This window comes from Bradyrhizobium sp. AZCC 1719 (genome assembly GCF_036924525.1).
GTDB lineage: Bacteria > Pseudomonadota > Alphaproteobacteria > Rhizobiales > Xanthobacteraceae > Bradyrhizobium.
Genome location: NZ_JAZHRU010000001.1, coordinates 1,867,867 through 1,880,441 on the forward strand (window position 1 = coordinate 1,867,867; position 12,575 = coordinate 1,880,441).

Consider the following 12,575-nt stretch of genomic DNA (forward strand, 5'->3'; position numbering starts at 1 on the left):
GCGGCCGCAATGGTGTCTTGCCAATCGCGCAATGCCGCTCTAGCACTCCCGCCGACCCGTCATTCCGGGCGCGGCAAAGCCGCGAACCTCAGATGCGCAATTGCGCATCGGGGAATCGCGCTGCATCCAATCTCGGGATTCCGGGTCCGGCGCGTTGCGCCGTCCCGGAATGACGAACATAGCAAGGATCTTCCATGGCGACCCATAAACTGCTGCTTCTCCCCGGCGACGGTATCGGCCCCGAAGTGATGGGGGAGGTGCAGCGCCTGATCGACTGGCTGAACGCGGCAGGCATCGCGTCATTCGAGACCGAGCAGGGACTGGTCGGCGGCTCCGCCTATGACGCGCACAAGGTGTCGATCTCGGAAGGCGACATGGCCAAGGCAACGGCCGCGGACGCCATTATCTTCGGCGCGGTCGGCGGTCCCAAATGGGACAGCGTTCCCTACGAGGTGCGCCCCGAGGCAGGTCTCCTGCGGCTGCGCAAGGATCTCGGCCTGTTCGCCAATCTCCGTCCCGCCGTCTGCTACCCGGCGCTCGCGGATGCCTCCAGCCTGAAGCGCGAGGCCGTCGAAGGCCTTGACATCATGATCGTGCGCGAACTGACCGGCGGCGTCTATTTCGGCGAGCCGAAAACCATCACCGATCTCGGCAACGGCCAAAAGCGCGCCATCGATACCCAGGTCTACGACACCTATGAGATCGAGCGCATCGGTCGCGTCGCCTTCGATTTGGCGCGCAAGCGCCGCAACAAGGTGACGTCGATGGAAAAGCGCAACGTCATGAAGTCGGGCGTGCTCTGGAACGAGGTCATGACGGCCGTCCACGCGCGCGAATACACCGACGTGACGCTGGAGCATCAGCTCGCCGATTCCGGCGGCATGATGCTGGTGAAGGCGCCAAAGCAATTCGACGTCATCGTGACCGACAATCTGTTCGGCGACATGCTGTCCGATATCGCGGCGATGCTCACGGGATCGCTCGGCATGCTGCCCTCGGCCTCGCTCGGCGAGATCGACGCCAAGACCAAAAAGCGCCGCTCGCTGTTCGAGCCGGTGCACGGCTCGGCGCCCGATATTGCCGGCAAGGGCCTCGCTAATCCGATCGCAATGATTTCGTCGTTCGGGATGGCGCTGCGCTATTCCTTCGATATGGGCGCGCTGGCCGACAAGGTCGACGCGGCGATCGCGGCGGTGCTGGCGAGTGGATTGCGTACGGCGGATATCAAGTCCGAGGGCACGACGGCAGCCTCAACCACGCAGATGGGCGAAGCGATTTTGAAGGAATTGCAGAAGCTGCACGCGTAAGCGCTGTTCGTCATGCCCGGGCTTGTCCCGGGCATCCACGTCTTTCTATCGTGCGGCCCAAAAAACGTGGATGGCCGGGACGAGCCCGGCCATGACGACGTCAATTGATCGATGCCGCTATCAATACAGCGGGAAGCGCTGCGGATAGCCACCCATATCCGACGGCGGGTTGAGCGGCTGGCGGTCGATCGGCCGGTTGAGGTTCTCGCGCGCGAACGACGGATACCCCAGATCCGGCGGGAAGGCGTAGTCCTGGAACTTGCGGTCGCCCGGCAGCACTTCGGTGCCGGCATCGAGCCAGGAGCGGGTGGTGACGTAAACGCGGGTGCGCGGGCCCTGCTGGTAGGAACGGTTGGGACCGCTCGGGCCGTAATAGGGGCGGCCGTCGCGGTCGTATTGCGGCCTGGACTGGGCGTCGGCCGAGGTCGTGCCAATAGCGACGAGGGCAGCCGCGGCAAGCAACATCGCGAGCTTGCTCGCAGCAGGGAATTTTCGGGTCATTGCATCCTCGTCATTAGCTGCCCCCGCGGGGCCTGGCGGATCGCCAAATCTGTCTGGTTGCATTGTAGCCTCGGCGGGACCATCGTCACTAGGTCAATTGCGCCACACCGCGGCGGAATAATGCGGTGTGAAGCGAGAAAGTTTCATGAAAACCAGTGTCTTGGTCGCTTGTTGCCACAATTGTAAGGGGCAGCCGAAAACCAGCGGCGCGAACGATGGATTAAAGAGCGCCGCGCAGCCGCGGGTTATCGGCGCGCGTCACCCAATCGGCCGATAGCGGCGGCGCGCCTGATACGCAATCGCTGCGCCGAAGCTCGGCCCGGGCGAACAATTCGGCGAGTTTGGTATCATTGCCGGCTGTCAGCAGGATCAGCCGGTTCAGCATGCAGCCGATCTCGGCGCGGCGGGCCGGCACATCCTCGCCCAGGCATGACCAGCCGGAGAGACGGAATTTCGGCTCGTCAACGTGCTTGAAAAACCGGAGGCAGGCGTGGGTGGCCTCCGAGCCACCGATCCGGCGAAACAGGGTCACGGCGCCGAATTTGCTGTCGATGATTCCGGCCGCCTCCAATTCACGGACCCCAGCCGGGTCCAGCCTGGCGGCAAGGTAGCCAGCGGCCGAGCCGACCTGATCGATCTCTTCGCCCGGACGATAGATTTCGAGTTCGGCGACCGGCGTGCCGCCGAGCCCGCTCCAGCGGAACACGTCCTTGCGACCACCCTCGGGATGCCGAAAGGCCTCGTAAGTCTCTATCTTGCCTGGAAAAATGAACTGGCCTACGGCGAACGCCGGTGCCATGCGCCCGGCCTCGCTCCAGGCCTTCGGCGCCGTTTCCATCGCCGTGATATCGGGCAAATGCTGCCATAGCGCGATACCGCCCATGGCCATCAGCGCCAGCGTCATCAGATAGGCGCAGAGCCGTGCCAGCGTGCCGCAGACCTCGTCCACGAAGCTTACCAGCGCCGGGTGAATTGTCGTCCTATAATGGGAATCGGCCGAACCGGCCGGAAACGAATGCATCAAACGCCCAAACGCAACCGCCACACGTTGTCATATCGGCGTTTCTCGCATAGAAGCGCTGCCTTCTCCCTTTCCGCTTGACGCGGCAGGGCGGCATTTTTCCTCGGAGAGTGAACGATGGGTTACAAAGTCGCTGTCGTCGGTGCGACCGGCAATGTCGGGCGCGAAATGCTCAATATTCTCGACGAGCGCAAGTTCCCCGCCGACGAGGTCGTGGTGCTGGCCTCGCGCCGCAGCGTCGGCGTCGAAGTGTCCTATGGCGACCGCACCCTGAAGGTCAAAGCGCTCGAGCACTACGACTTCTCCGACGTCGATATCTGCCTGATGTCGGCAGGCGGCTCGGTGTCGAAGGAATGGTCGCCCAGGATCGGCGCGGCGGGTGCGGTCGTGATCGACAATTCGTCGGCCTGGCGGATGGACCCGGATGTGCCGCTGATTGTGCCGGAAGTGAACGCCGATGCGGCCGCGGGCTTTGCCAAGAAGAACATCATCGCCAACCCGAACTGCTCGACCGCGCAGCTCGTGGTGGCGCTGAAGCCGCTGCATGACAAGGCCACCATCAAGCGGGTCGTGGTCGCGACCTATCAATCGGTCTCCGGCGCCGGCAAGGACGCGATGGACGAACTGTTCTCGCAGACCAAGGCCGTCTACACCAATGACGAGCTGATCAACAAGAAATTCCCCAAGCGTATCGCCTTCAACGTCATCCCCGAGATCGACGTGTTCATGGAGGACGGCTACACCAAGGAAGAATGGAAGATGATGGCGGAGACCAAGAAGATTCTTGATCCCAAGATCAAGCTTTCCGCCACCTGCGTGCGGGTGCCCGTGTTCGTCGGCCATTCGGAGGCCGTCAACATCGAATTCGAGAATCCGATCACGGCCGATGAAGCGCGCAACATCCTGCGCAACGCGCCGGGTTGCCTCGTGATCGACAAGCACGAGCCCGGCGGCTACGTCACGCCCTACGAGGCGGCCGGCGAGGACGCCACCTATATCAGCCGCATCCGCGAGGACGCGACGGTGGAGAACGGCCTCGCATTGTGGTGCGTCTCCGACAATCTGCGCAAGGGCGCAGCCCTGAACGCGGTGCAGATCGCCGAATCCTTGATCAACCGCAAGCTGATCACCGCGAAGAAGAAGGCGGCGTAGGATTTGTAGGGTGGGCAAAGGCGCCTTGGCGCCGTGCCCACCGATCCTGTTCATTGCGTTGAGGGATGGTGGGCACGCTTCCGCCTTCGCTCGTTGAGCTACGGCGGACAAGTCGCTTTGCCCACCCTACGACTACGCCGCGTCCTGCACGCTGCGAAACTCCTTCGCCTTCTGATCGAGCACGAACAGCGAACCCTCGGCGACGCCGAAATAGGCGCCGTGCAATTCCATCTCGCCGCGCTCGACGCGGGCGCGCACGAACGGGAACGTCATCAGATTTTCCAGTGAGCGGAAGATCGCGGCTTTCTCGATCCTGATCGTGAACTCCTGCATCGTCTCGCGCTCGCGCTGTTCGACGACCTCGCCCGGCTTGATGAACATCGCCATCCAGCGGCCGATGAAGTCGCCCGGGGACAGCGGGTCGATCTTGTCGATGAAGGCGCGAATGCCGCCGCACTGGGCATGGCCGAGCACGACGATATGCTTGATGCGCAGCACATTGATCGCATATTCCAGCGCCGCGGAGACGCCATGGGCGCCGCCGTCCGGCTGATACACCGGCACCAGGTTGGCGACGTTGCGCACCACGAAGAGCTCGCCGGGGCCGGCATCGAAAATCACTTCCGGTGAGACGCGGGAATCGCAGCAGCCGATCACCATCACGGCGGGCGACTGGCCGCGCTCGGAGAGTTCCCGGTAGCGCGTCTGTTCGGTCGGCAGCCGTTGCGAGGTGAAGGACCTATAACCGTCGAGCAGATGTTGCGGGAAAGAGGTCATGGTGCCATGCCTAACCATAAGCCGATGACGGGAACAAGGCTTTCAGGCGAACGCGCGAGATGATATCGCGGAGGCCTCAAGATCACCCAAGGAAACCAGCCCATGATCCGTCCGCGCCGCAGCCTGTTGTTCATGCCCGGATCTAACGCGCGGGCGCTGGAAAAGGCGCGCAACCTGCCGGCCGACGGAATCATCCTCGACCTCGAGGATTCGGTGGCGCCGGACGCCAAGGCAATGGCCCGCGACCAGATCGCCAAAGCGATTGCTGCGGGCGGGTTCGGCAAGCGCGAGGTGCTGATCCGGGTCAACAGCCTCGATACGCCGTGGTGGGTCGAGGACGTCACCATGGCCGGCAAGGCGCGGCCCGACGGCATTCTGGTTCCCAAGATCTCCACCGTCGACGATCTCAACGCGATCGCCAATCGCCTCAGCGATATCAATGCGCCCACCTCGATCCGGGTCTGGGCCATGATCGAAACCGCGCGCGCGGTGCTGGACGCCGACAAGCTCGCCGCGGCATCGCGGGATTCTGAAACCAGGCTTACCGGATTCGTGTTCGGGCCGAACGATATTTCGCGGGAAACGCGGATCCGCATGCAGCCGGGCCGCGCCACGATGATTCCGATGATCACGCACTGCATCCTGGCGACGCGCGCGCACGGGCTGGAAATTCTCGACGGTCCCTATAGCGACATCAGCAATATCGACGGCTTTGCGACCGAATGCGCGCAAGGCCGCGATCTCGGCTTCGACGGCAAAACGCTGATCCATCCGAGCCACATCGAGGCCTGCAACGCCATCTTCACGCCGCCGGCCGAGGAGGTCGAGCAGGCGCGCAAGATCATTGCTGCTTTCGAAAAACCGGAAAACGCCTCGCGCGGGGCGATCCAGCTCGACGGGCGGATGGTGGAACGACTGCACGCCGACATGGCGCGGCGCACGATTGCGATTGCCGACGCAATCGCGGCCATGGGGCATTGATCTTCCCTTCTCTCACAAGCGAGAAGGGAACCGGGCGCCTACGAGTCGATCCGCTTGCCGAGGCCGTCGATCGTGTCGGCGTTGCCGCAATATTCCTGGTAATGCGCAGCGGCGGTGCCGGCGGCGAGATCGCGGTCGCATCGGCGCTTCTGGATGCACATGGAGCAGACGCGCTCCATGTCGCGCAGCACAAGCGGTTCGGTACGCGCCAGATCGGCCTGATCGACGCCGAGCGCGGTCAGCATTTTCGGCAATTCATCGGCGGCATGCGGTCCCTGGCGGACCAGCGCCTCCAAATCGGCGGAAGACATCCGTAAATCGCTCGCGATCTGGCCGAAATTGGCGGCGTCCAGCTCGCGCATTTCCCGCAGCTCGCGCCGGTGTTTCAGCCATTCGCCGAAGATATCGACCATGCGGCTGACGGTGGGATAGGGCTTGTCCTGAACGGTCATGGCACGGCTCCCATGGTGGCTGGAATGGCCGAGGATGGGAGCAAATCTGTGCTGCGTCGTTGCGCTGGATCAAAATGGGGCGCGAGGGGCCGCTGATCTTACCCTCCCCCTCCAGGGGAGGGTAAGCTATCGCGAGCCAAACTTTTCCGCCGCCCAGGCATACAGGCTGCCGGGGATCGGCTTTTCACCGCCGCGGCCCTTTGGCGAGATGTGCAGGCCGACAATCTCGGGATTGTTGAGCAGGCCCGAAAAATCCGTCGGCTCGAAGAACAGCTTCGGCTCGGCGTGCACCGCGTAGAACGATTGCTTGGGCAGCGCGTGCTGCAACTCGTTCGCGCGGCGCGCCAGTGCGGTGAGCGCGGCGGGGCCGTAGATGGCGACGCGGATGTCGGAGAGACGGCTCGATCGGCGACGTAACCGGCGCAGCATGAAGGTGAGGCGATGACGCAGCGCCAGCCAGTCCGGCGTCAGATCCTCCTGCTCCATCAGGCCTTCGAACGCCCGCACGATCGGATCGTTTGCAGGCAGGTACAACACCGAGTTGCCGAGTTGGCGCCGGCGCTCCCACGCGAAGTAAGGCTTTGCCGGATCGATCTCGATCGGTTTGAGCAGCAGCACGTCGGCGTCGAGCCACAGTCCGGCGTTTTCTGCCATCAGCCGCATGCGGAAGAAATCGCTGAACTGCAAAATGGTCCAGTCGCGCCAGCTTCCGTCAGCCTCGGGCGGGCGCAGCCGCTCGGCAAAGGAATGCGGCAGGATCGCTTCGGCTTCGGCGTTGCCGATGCCGTCAGGCAGGCCGGGCAGTGGATCGAAACTGTAGACGGTGACCTTGTGGCCTGCGGCAACCTGCGATCTGAGGCAGGTCAGTCGCAGCCCGTCGAGGCGGCCGTGCCAGAAGGTGACGACGTCAGGCCGCATTCGCGCCGCCTCCTTACACAAAAGAGCCCCGATTTTTGTCGGGGCTCTCGTAGCACGATCAGGCCCAGGCGCGCTCTTTCTTAAGCTTGGCCTCGTAATCGTCGATCGACGATTTCTTTTCCATGGTGAGACCGATGTCGTCGAGGCCGTTCATCAGGCAGTGCTTGCGGAACGGATCGATCTCAAACTTCACCTTGCCGCCGTCAGGGCCGCGGATCTCCTGGTTGGCGAGATCGATGGTCAGCGTGGCGTTGGCGCCGCGCTCGGCGTCGTCGAACAGCTTGTCGAGGTCTTCCTGCGAGACGCGGATCGGCAAAATGCCATTCTTGAAGCAGTTGTTGTAAAAGATGTCGCCGAATGAGGTCGAGATCACGCAGCGGATGCCGAAGTCGAGCAGCGCCCACGGCGCGTGCTCGCGGCTGGAGCCGCAGCCGAAATTGTCGCCGGCGACCAGCACCTTGGCGTTGCGATAGGCCGGCTGGTTGAGGACGAAGTCCGGGTTCTCGCTGCCGTCGTCCTTGTAGCGTTGCTCCGAGAAAAGGCCCTTGCCAAGGCCGGTGCGCTTGATGGTCTTCAGGTACTGCTTCGGAATGATCATGTCGGTGTCGACATTGATGATCTTCAGCGGGGCAGCTACGCCTTCCAGTGTGGTGAACTTTTCCATCGATCGCACTTCCCGGTTGAAAAGGTGGGACGGCCGGTGATTTATCGCGAATATGGCCCCGGCAAAAGGCCAATTTGCGCATAGGCCGCCTGTTTTGGCAGAAGCGGCCTAGTCTGCGGCGGCCTCGATCGCCTCCATATCGGCGTCCGACAGCCCGAAATGGTGCCCGATTTCGTGAATGAGCACGTGGCGGACGATATGGCCGAGCGTTTCCTCATGCTCGGCCCAGTAGTCGAGGATCGGGCGGCGGTAGAGCCAAATCATGTTGGGAAGGCGGGCGATGTCCTGGTTGCTCTGCTGCGGCAGGCCGACGCCCTGGAACAGGCCGAGCAGGTCGAACTCGCTCTGCGCCTGCATCTCGTCCAGGACCTCGTCGGTCGGAAAATCGTCCACGCGGATGATCACGCCCTCGCACAGGGTACGAAATCCCTTGGGCAGGCGCTCGAACACCTCATGCGCCATGGCTTCCATTTCGGCGAGCGAGGGGGCTTTTGCTTCGGTCCACATCACGTCGTATTTAGCGTGTGTTATGCCCAGGCGCATACTAGTTTTGCGAGTTGATTTTGACGCGCCAATCGGTGACCGTACCGGGGGATCAGTTTTGGGTGGACTTCAATGAAGCGGATTGTGACGGTCGCCATATCGGCTGCCTTCTCGGCTGTCCTGGCCGGGCTTTTGCTCCCTGACGTGGCGGCTGCGCAGGCGCAGACGGCATCATCAGCGCTACGGATCGCGCAGGCGCCGCAGTCGATCGTCACGGATGTTTCCGCCCAGCGCCGGCGCCCACTGCGGCGCGTGCCGATCTATCGCAGCGAGCCGTGGGCTCCCAGTGTCTATCCGCGCTACAACCCCGGCCCCAACGCCGTGCGCGATTGCACCGCACATTACGTGCAGGAGTACCGGCCGAGCGGCACGGTGATCACCCCGCGCATGAATTGCTGGTGGCGGCCGGGCTAGATTCGTCCCCTCTCTATTTTCTGTCGAGCATTTTCTGACAGGCGCCGAGTCGGGCTCTGTGGGCAAACGCTGTTGCTGACGATGGTCTGCAGCAAACTGCGTGCGCGCGCTTGCGGCAAGCAGCATCCGTTCATGTTCGTGGCGCATTCTTCATGTTCATGGCGCACTCATTCACACCTCATTCAAGTCACTTGCTTCAGTCTGTGCACGTGTCGCGGCGATGCCGTTAGTTGATGCAAGCCATTCGGCGCAGACGTGCATCCGACGACCCGAGGAGACTGGATATGCAGGTAATGAAGGTTTTTGGGCTTGCGGCCGTTGGTGCCTTGCTGGCGTTTGCCGCTCCGGCCGAGCGCGCCAATGCGCTGTCGCTCAGCAATCCCGGCGCCGCCGCAGCGGTTCAGGAGGATGCCAGGTTGGCGACGACGGAAGTGCATTGGCGACATCACCATCACCGCTACCACCACCACCATCATCGGTGGCATCGCTGGCACCACCACCATCATCGCCATCACCACCATCATCATCGTCACTGGTACCGCTGGTGATTGCGGCAGCTTGGCGCAGATGCCGACAGGCCCGCTTGATCGCGGGCCTGTTTCGATTTCAGCGCTCGCCTTGAAACTGGCGAGATTACCGCCCGTTATCTCTGACATCAGCATCAGCAAGAGGAGTCCATCATGAGGAGCTTGATCTCTGCAGCCCTTGTCGTCGGCGCGCTCGCGGTCGCCGGGCCGGCGGCGGCGATTGATAGGGCCGCCGCGGCGCCGCAGGCGAAGGCGCATAGCGCCGGCACATCCAACGCCACCGATTTAAGCGCGCAACGGCGCTATTATCGTCACTATGGCTATTATCGTCCGTACTACCGTCCGTATTATCGCCACTACTACCGGCCCTATTACGCGCGGCCCGTCTACTATCGGCCGTATCCTTACTACGCGCCCGCGCCGTTCACCTTCGGCATCGGGTTCGGGCCGTTCTGGTAGTATGCGTGCACAACTTCTGCAGCCGCAGAAATCTCTTCAACGCACTTTCCTGCGCATTCATCGCTGAGGTCGGCGCATTCATGGCGCGTTCACGTGTCTGTCTCTAACGTCATGTTGGGAGCGATCGCAGAGGACGCGACGCGAGCCAGCCGCAGAGCAGCGCGCGTCGCCGGTTAGGGAGGATAAATCCATGACAACATCCGATCCTGGACGCGGCCTGGTCCGCCGTCTGGGTGTTACGGCTGCGGCAGTATTCGCGCTCGCAGCGGCATCACAACAGCGCGCCGAGGCGCTTTCGCTAGCGACCCCCGGAACGGCGCCGTCAGCGAAATATGCAACCGACGGACTGACGACCGAGGTTCAACACCGCGGCGGGATGGGCGGCGGTGGCTTCCGCGGCGGTGGCGGCGGTGGCGGTTTCGGCGGCGGCGGCTTTCGCGGCGGTGGCGGCGGCGGTTTCCATGGCGGTGGCTTCCGCGGCGGCGGAGCGGCCTTTCATGGTGGCGGCTTCCGCGGTGGCGGCGCGGCCTTTCACGGCGGTGGGTTCAGAGGTGGTGGGATGGCGATCCACCGTGGCGGTTTTCGTGCGGGTCCCGCCTTCCATGGCGGCGGACCCCGCTTCGTACATCGTCACGCCTTTCATCGCCCACACTTCCATCATCGGCCGCACTTCCACCACCGGCGTCACTTCCACAGCCGCTTCTACTTCGCGCCAGCCTATTATTCGTATCCGGCCTACTATTATCCGCGGCGCTGCCGCGTGATCTGGACTTACTATGGGCCGCGCAGGGTTTGCAGGCCGCCCTGGTGGTGGCGCCACCGCTACTACGCTTATTGGTAAGACAGGTTGAAATGAAACAGGCGCCCGATGGGCGCCTGTTCTCAGACAATTCTACTGGCTCAGTCCCAATCCTTGCCGCGCCACGGCTTGAGCTTCCACGGCGTCAGCGTCTCCATTCGCCATTGCTGCCAATGCTCCGGCGGCCAGTGGCTGAGGCGCGAGGCTTCCTTGGTGGAGACAGGCTGGAGGTCGACGATGCGCGGCGGCGTGCGCCGCCGCACCTGCCGCGTCGCCTCGCTGATCATATCGACAAATTCAGACTTGTCGGTCATGGCCAAAGTCCCTCGCGAAAGCGCTTCGCAAGGAACCAGTGTGCGCTTTGCCTGTTAACGGGCCGTTTCCGGAACGTCTCGCTATCTAGACAAAGGAAGCGTTATCGCCAGTCCCGGACGTCGACGAAGTGTCCGGCAATCGCCGCCGCCGCAGCCATCGCGGGCGACACCAGGTGGGTGCGGCCCTTGAAACCCTGGCGGCCCTCGAAATTGCGGTTGGAGGTCGAGGCGCAGCGCTCCTCCGGCCTCAGCTTGTCCGGGTTCATCGCAAGGCACATCGAGCAGCCCGGCTCGCGCCACTCGAAGCCGGCCTTGATGAAGATCTTGTCGAGGCCTTCGGCTTCCGCCTGCTCCTTCACGATGCCGGAGCCGGGCACGATCATCGCATTGACGCCGGCGTTGACGGTCTTGCCCTCGGCGATCTTTGCGGCGGCGCGCAGATCCTCGATGCGGCCGTTGGTGCAGGAGCCGATGAAGACGCGATCGAGCTTGATGTCGGTGATCTTCGTTCCCGCCGTCAGGCCCATATACTTCAGCGCGCGGTGCTTTGAGAGCCGCTTGGCCTCGTCCTCGATCTTGTCGGGATCGGGCACGAAGCCCGAGATCGACACCACGTCCTCGGGCGAGGTGCCCCAGGTTACGATCGGCGGCAGTTTTGCCGCGTCCAGCCGGATCTCGTGATCGAAATGCGCGCCCTCGTCGGAACGCAGCTTTTCCCAATAGCGCATCGCGGCGTCCCAATCGGCGCCCTTCGGCGATTTCGGGCGGCCTTTCAGGAATTCGAACGCCTTTTCATCTGGCGCGACCAGGCCGGCGCGGGCGCCGCCTTCGATCGACATGTTGCAGACGGTCATGCGGCCTTCCATCGTCAGCGCACGGATGGCATCGCCGGCATATTCCAGCACGTAGCCGGTGCCGCCCGCGGTGCCGATCTCGCCGATGATCGCGAGGATGATGTCCTTGCCGGTGACGCCGTCGGGCAACTTGCCGTCGACCACCGCGCGCATGTTCTTCGCCTTCTTCTGGATCAGCGTCTGCGTCGCCAGCACGTGCTCGACTTCGGACGTGCCGATGCCATGCGCCAGCGCGCCGAACGCGCCGTGGGTGGAGGTGTGGCTGTCACCGCAGACGATGGTAGTGCCGGGCAGGGTAAAGCCCTGCTCGGGGCCGATCACGTGCACGATGCCCTGGCGCTTGTCGAACTCGTTGTAATATTCGATGCCGAATTCCTTCGCGTTCTCCGCCAGCGCCTTGATCTGCTCGGCGCTCTCAGGGTCGGGATTGGGCATTGTGCGATCGGTCGTCGGCACGTTGTGGTCGACGACGGCGAGTGTCTTCTCCGGCGCGCGAACCTTGCGCCCCGTCGCGCGCAGGCCTTCGAACGCCTGCGGCGAAGTCACTTCATGCACCAGATGGCGGTCGATATAGAGCAGACAGGTGCCGTCTTCGGCTTCGTGCACCAGATGGTCATTCCAGATCTTGTCGTACAGCGTGGTCGGTTTGGACATGAGCGTAAGCTCCAAAGGAAATTCTGTGTGAGCGGTTAAGCGCGAAAGGCGCAAGCAACGGACGTCGCAGCGTCAAGCTGCGCGCGTAAGCTCGGACGTGGCCGACGTCGTGAACCGCCCGAAGAAGCGGCCAGGCAGCCGCGACCGGTCGTCGATGACGACGAGCTGAGCGGTGCCGAAGGCGGCGCTGGTGCGATCTAGAACCATTCCAGTCTCATATCACATGGCACATCTAAGT

General features: G+C 63.1%; 17 protein-coding genes. 5 read left to right on the forward strand and 12 right to left on the reverse strand.

What is annotated here, in order from left to right; translation table 11 throughout:
- Nucleotides 1–194 precede the first annotated feature (194 nt).
- Complete coding sequence (leuB, locus tag V1292_RS08920; protein ID WP_334371881.1) at nt 195–1,307, forward strand: 3-isopropylmalate dehydrogenase; 1,113 nt, start codon at nt 195–197, stop codon at nt 1,305–1,307.
- 120 nt (nt 1,308–1,427) lie between these two features.
- On the opposite strand, the gene V1292_RS08925 is transcribed toward leuB, so the two are convergent.
- Both V1292_RS08925 and V1292_RS08930 read right to left on the reverse strand, forming a co-directional pair.
- Nucleotides 1,428–1,808, reverse strand: a complete 381-nt coding sequence (locus V1292_RS08925) for a hypothetical protein (protein ID WP_334371882.1) — start codon at nt 1,806–1,808, stop codon at nt 1,428–1,430.
- Between the two features lie 220 nt (nt 1,809–2,028).
- Nucleotides 2,029–2,757, reverse strand: a complete 729-nt coding sequence (locus tag V1292_RS08930; protein WP_334371884.1) for a hypothetical protein — start codon at nt 2,755–2,757, stop codon at nt 2,029–2,031.
- Nucleotides 2,758–2,946: 189 nt separating this feature from the next.
- Between V1292_RS08930 and V1292_RS08935 the strand changes: the two genes are divergently transcribed.
- On the forward strand, nt 2,947–3,981 hold the full coding sequence (locus V1292_RS08935; RefSeq protein ID WP_334371886.1) for an aspartate-semialdehyde dehydrogenase: 1,035 nt from the start codon (nt 2,947–2,949) through the stop codon (nt 3,979–3,981).
- A gap of 132 nt (nt 3,982–4,113) precedes the next feature.
- On the opposite strand, the gene V1292_RS08940 is transcribed toward V1292_RS08935, so the two are convergent.
- A complete protein-coding gene (locus tag V1292_RS08940; RefSeq protein WP_334371889.1) occupies nt 4,114–4,758 on the reverse strand; it encodes a carbonic anhydrase in 645 nt (214 codons plus the stop codon).
- A 102-nt stretch (nt 4,759–4,860) separates the two neighbouring features.
- Here V1292_RS08940 and V1292_RS08945 point away from each other — a divergent pair, with 102 nt between their 5' ends.
- A complete protein-coding gene (locus tag V1292_RS08945) occupies nt 4,861–5,739 on the forward strand; it encodes an HpcH/HpaI aldolase/citrate lyase family protein (protein ID WP_334371890.1) in 879 nt (292 codons plus the stop codon).
- Between the two features lie 38 nt (nt 5,740–5,777).
- Here the strand turns inward: V1292_RS08945 and V1292_RS08950 are convergent, their stop codons facing one another.
- The 4 genes from V1292_RS08950 to V1292_RS08965 all read right to left on the reverse strand — a co-directional run bounded on the left by V1292_RS08950 (nt 5,778) and on the right by V1292_RS08965 (nt 8,280).
- Nucleotides 5,778–6,191: a DUF6455 family protein gene (locus V1292_RS08950; RefSeq protein WP_334371892.1), complete on the reverse strand. Its 414-nt coding sequence runs from the start codon at nt 6,189–6,191 to the stop codon at nt 5,778–5,780.
- 126 nt (nt 6,192–6,317) lie between these two features.
- The gene (locus tag V1292_RS08955; RefSeq protein WP_334371893.1) at nt 6,318–7,109 is read right to left on the reverse strand and encodes a hypothetical protein; all 792 of its coding nucleotides are present in this window, start codon (nt 7,107–7,109) and stop codon (nt 6,318–6,320) included.
- A gap of 58 nt (nt 7,110–7,167) precedes the next feature.
- Complete coding sequence (leuD, locus tag V1292_RS08960) at nt 7,168–7,773, reverse strand: 3-isopropylmalate dehydratase small subunit (RefSeq protein WP_065744777.1); 606 nt, start codon at nt 7,771–7,773, stop codon at nt 7,168–7,170.
- Between the two features lie 108 nt (nt 7,774–7,881).
- Nucleotides 7,882–8,280 (reverse strand): metallopeptidase family protein, encoded by a 399-nt coding sequence (locus V1292_RS08965; RefSeq protein ID WP_028348460.1) that lies wholly within the window; start codon nt 8,278–8,280, stop codon nt 7,882–7,884.
- A gap of 108 nt (nt 8,281–8,388) precedes the next feature.
- Here V1292_RS08965 and V1292_RS08970 point away from each other — a divergent pair, with 108 nt between their 5' ends.
- The gene (locus tag V1292_RS08970; protein ID WP_334371896.1) at nt 8,389–8,730 is read left to right on the forward strand and encodes a hypothetical protein; all 342 of its coding nucleotides are present in this window, start codon (nt 8,389–8,391) and stop codon (nt 8,728–8,730) included.
- A gap of 182 nt (nt 8,731–8,912) precedes the next feature.
- Here V1292_RS08970 and V1292_RS08975 read toward each other — a convergent pair whose 3' ends face one another.
- Nucleotides 8,913–9,398: a hypothetical protein gene (locus V1292_RS08975; RefSeq protein WP_334371898.1), complete on the reverse strand. Its 486-nt coding sequence runs from the start codon at nt 9,396–9,398 to the stop codon at nt 8,913–8,915.
- 12 nt (nt 9,399–9,410) lie between these two features.
- On the opposite strand from V1292_RS08975, the gene V1292_RS08980 reads away from it, so the two are divergent.
- Nucleotides 9,411–9,716, forward strand: coding sequence for a hypothetical protein (locus V1292_RS08980; RefSeq protein WP_334371899.1), 306 nt, complete (start codon nt 9,411–9,413; stop codon nt 9,714–9,716).
- Nucleotides 9,717–10,038: 322 nt separating this feature from the next.
- On the opposite strand, the gene V1292_RS08985 is transcribed toward V1292_RS08980, so the two are convergent.
- From V1292_RS08985 to V1292_RS09000, 4 genes are all read right to left on the reverse strand, one after another.
- Nucleotides 10,039–10,410 carry a hypothetical protein gene (locus V1292_RS08985; RefSeq protein WP_334371901.1) on the reverse strand — a complete coding sequence of 124 codons (372 nt, stop codon included), beginning with the start codon at nt 10,408–10,410 and terminating at the stop codon, nt 10,039–10,041.
- A gap of 206 nt (nt 10,411–10,616) precedes the next feature.
- On the reverse strand, nt 10,617–10,829 hold the full coding sequence (locus tag V1292_RS08990) for a hypothetical protein (protein WP_334371903.1): 213 nt from the start codon (nt 10,827–10,829) through the stop codon (nt 10,617–10,619).
- 101 nt (nt 10,830–10,930) lie between these two features.
- Nucleotides 10,931–12,337, reverse strand: a complete 1,407-nt coding sequence (gene leuC, locus V1292_RS08995; RefSeq protein ID WP_334371904.1) for a 3-isopropylmalate dehydratase large subunit — start codon at nt 12,335–12,337, stop codon at nt 10,931–10,933.
- Nucleotides 12,338–12,409: 72 nt separating this feature from the next.
- Nucleotides 12,410–12,544, reverse strand: a complete 135-nt coding sequence (locus tag V1292_RS09000) for a hypothetical protein (RefSeq protein ID WP_256441681.1) — start codon at nt 12,542–12,544, stop codon at nt 12,410–12,412.
- Nucleotides 12,545–12,575 lie beyond the last annotated feature (31 nt).

What these genes read in the sequence shown, in the direction of transcription:
- leuB (WP_334371881.1), top strand. Translation starts at nt 195, where the DNA reads ATGGCGACCCATAAACTGCTGCTTCTCCCCGGCGACGGTATCGGCCCC.
- V1292_RS08925 (WP_334371882.1), bottom strand. Translation starts at nt 1,808, where the DNA reads ATGACCCGAAAATTCCCTGCTGCGAGCAAGCTCGCGATGTTGCTTGCC.
- V1292_RS08935 (WP_334371886.1), top strand. Translation starts at nt 2,947, where the DNA reads ATGGGTTACAAAGTCGCTGTCGTCGGTGCGACCGGCAATGTCGGGCGC.
- V1292_RS08940 (WP_334371889.1), bottom strand. Translation starts at nt 4,758, where the DNA reads ATGACCTCTTTCCCGCAACATCTGCTCGACGGTTATAGGTCCTTCACC.
- V1292_RS08945 (WP_334371890.1), top strand. Translation starts at nt 4,861, where the DNA reads ATGATCCGTCCGCGCCGCAGCCTGTTGTTCATGCCCGGATCTAACGCG.
- V1292_RS08950 (WP_334371892.1), bottom strand. Translation starts at nt 6,191, where the DNA reads ATGACCGTTCAGGACAAGCCCTATCCCACCGTCAGCCGCATGGTCGAT.
- V1292_RS08955 (WP_334371893.1), bottom strand. Translation starts at nt 7,109, where the DNA reads ATGCGGCCTGACGTCGTCACCTTCTGGCACGGCCGCCTCGACGGGCTG.
- leuD (WP_065744777.1), bottom strand. Translation starts at nt 7,773, where the DNA reads ATGGAAAAGTTCACCACACTGGAAGGCGTAGCTGCCCCGCTGAAGATC.
- V1292_RS08965 (WP_028348460.1), bottom strand. Translation starts at nt 8,280, where the DNA reads ATGTGGACCGAAGCAAAAGCCCCCTCGCTCGCCGAAATGGAAGCCATG.
- V1292_RS08970 (WP_334371896.1), top strand. Translation starts at nt 8,389, where the DNA reads ATGAAGCGGATTGTGACGGTCGCCATATCGGCTGCCTTCTCGGCTGTC.
- V1292_RS08980 (WP_334371899.1), top strand. Translation starts at nt 9,411, where the DNA reads ATGAGGAGCTTGATCTCTGCAGCCCTTGTCGTCGGCGCGCTCGCGGTC.
- V1292_RS08990 (WP_334371903.1), bottom strand. Translation starts at nt 10,829, where the DNA reads ATGACCGACAAGTCTGAATTTGTCGATATGATCAGCGAGGCGACGCGG.
- leuC (WP_334371904.1), bottom strand. Translation starts at nt 12,337, where the DNA reads ATGTCCAAACCGACCACGCTGTACGACAAGATCTGGAATGACCATCTG.
- V1292_RS09000 (WP_256441681.1), bottom strand. Translation starts at nt 12,544, where the DNA reads ATGGTTCTAGATCGCACCAGCGCCGCCTTCGGCACCGCTCAGCTCGTC.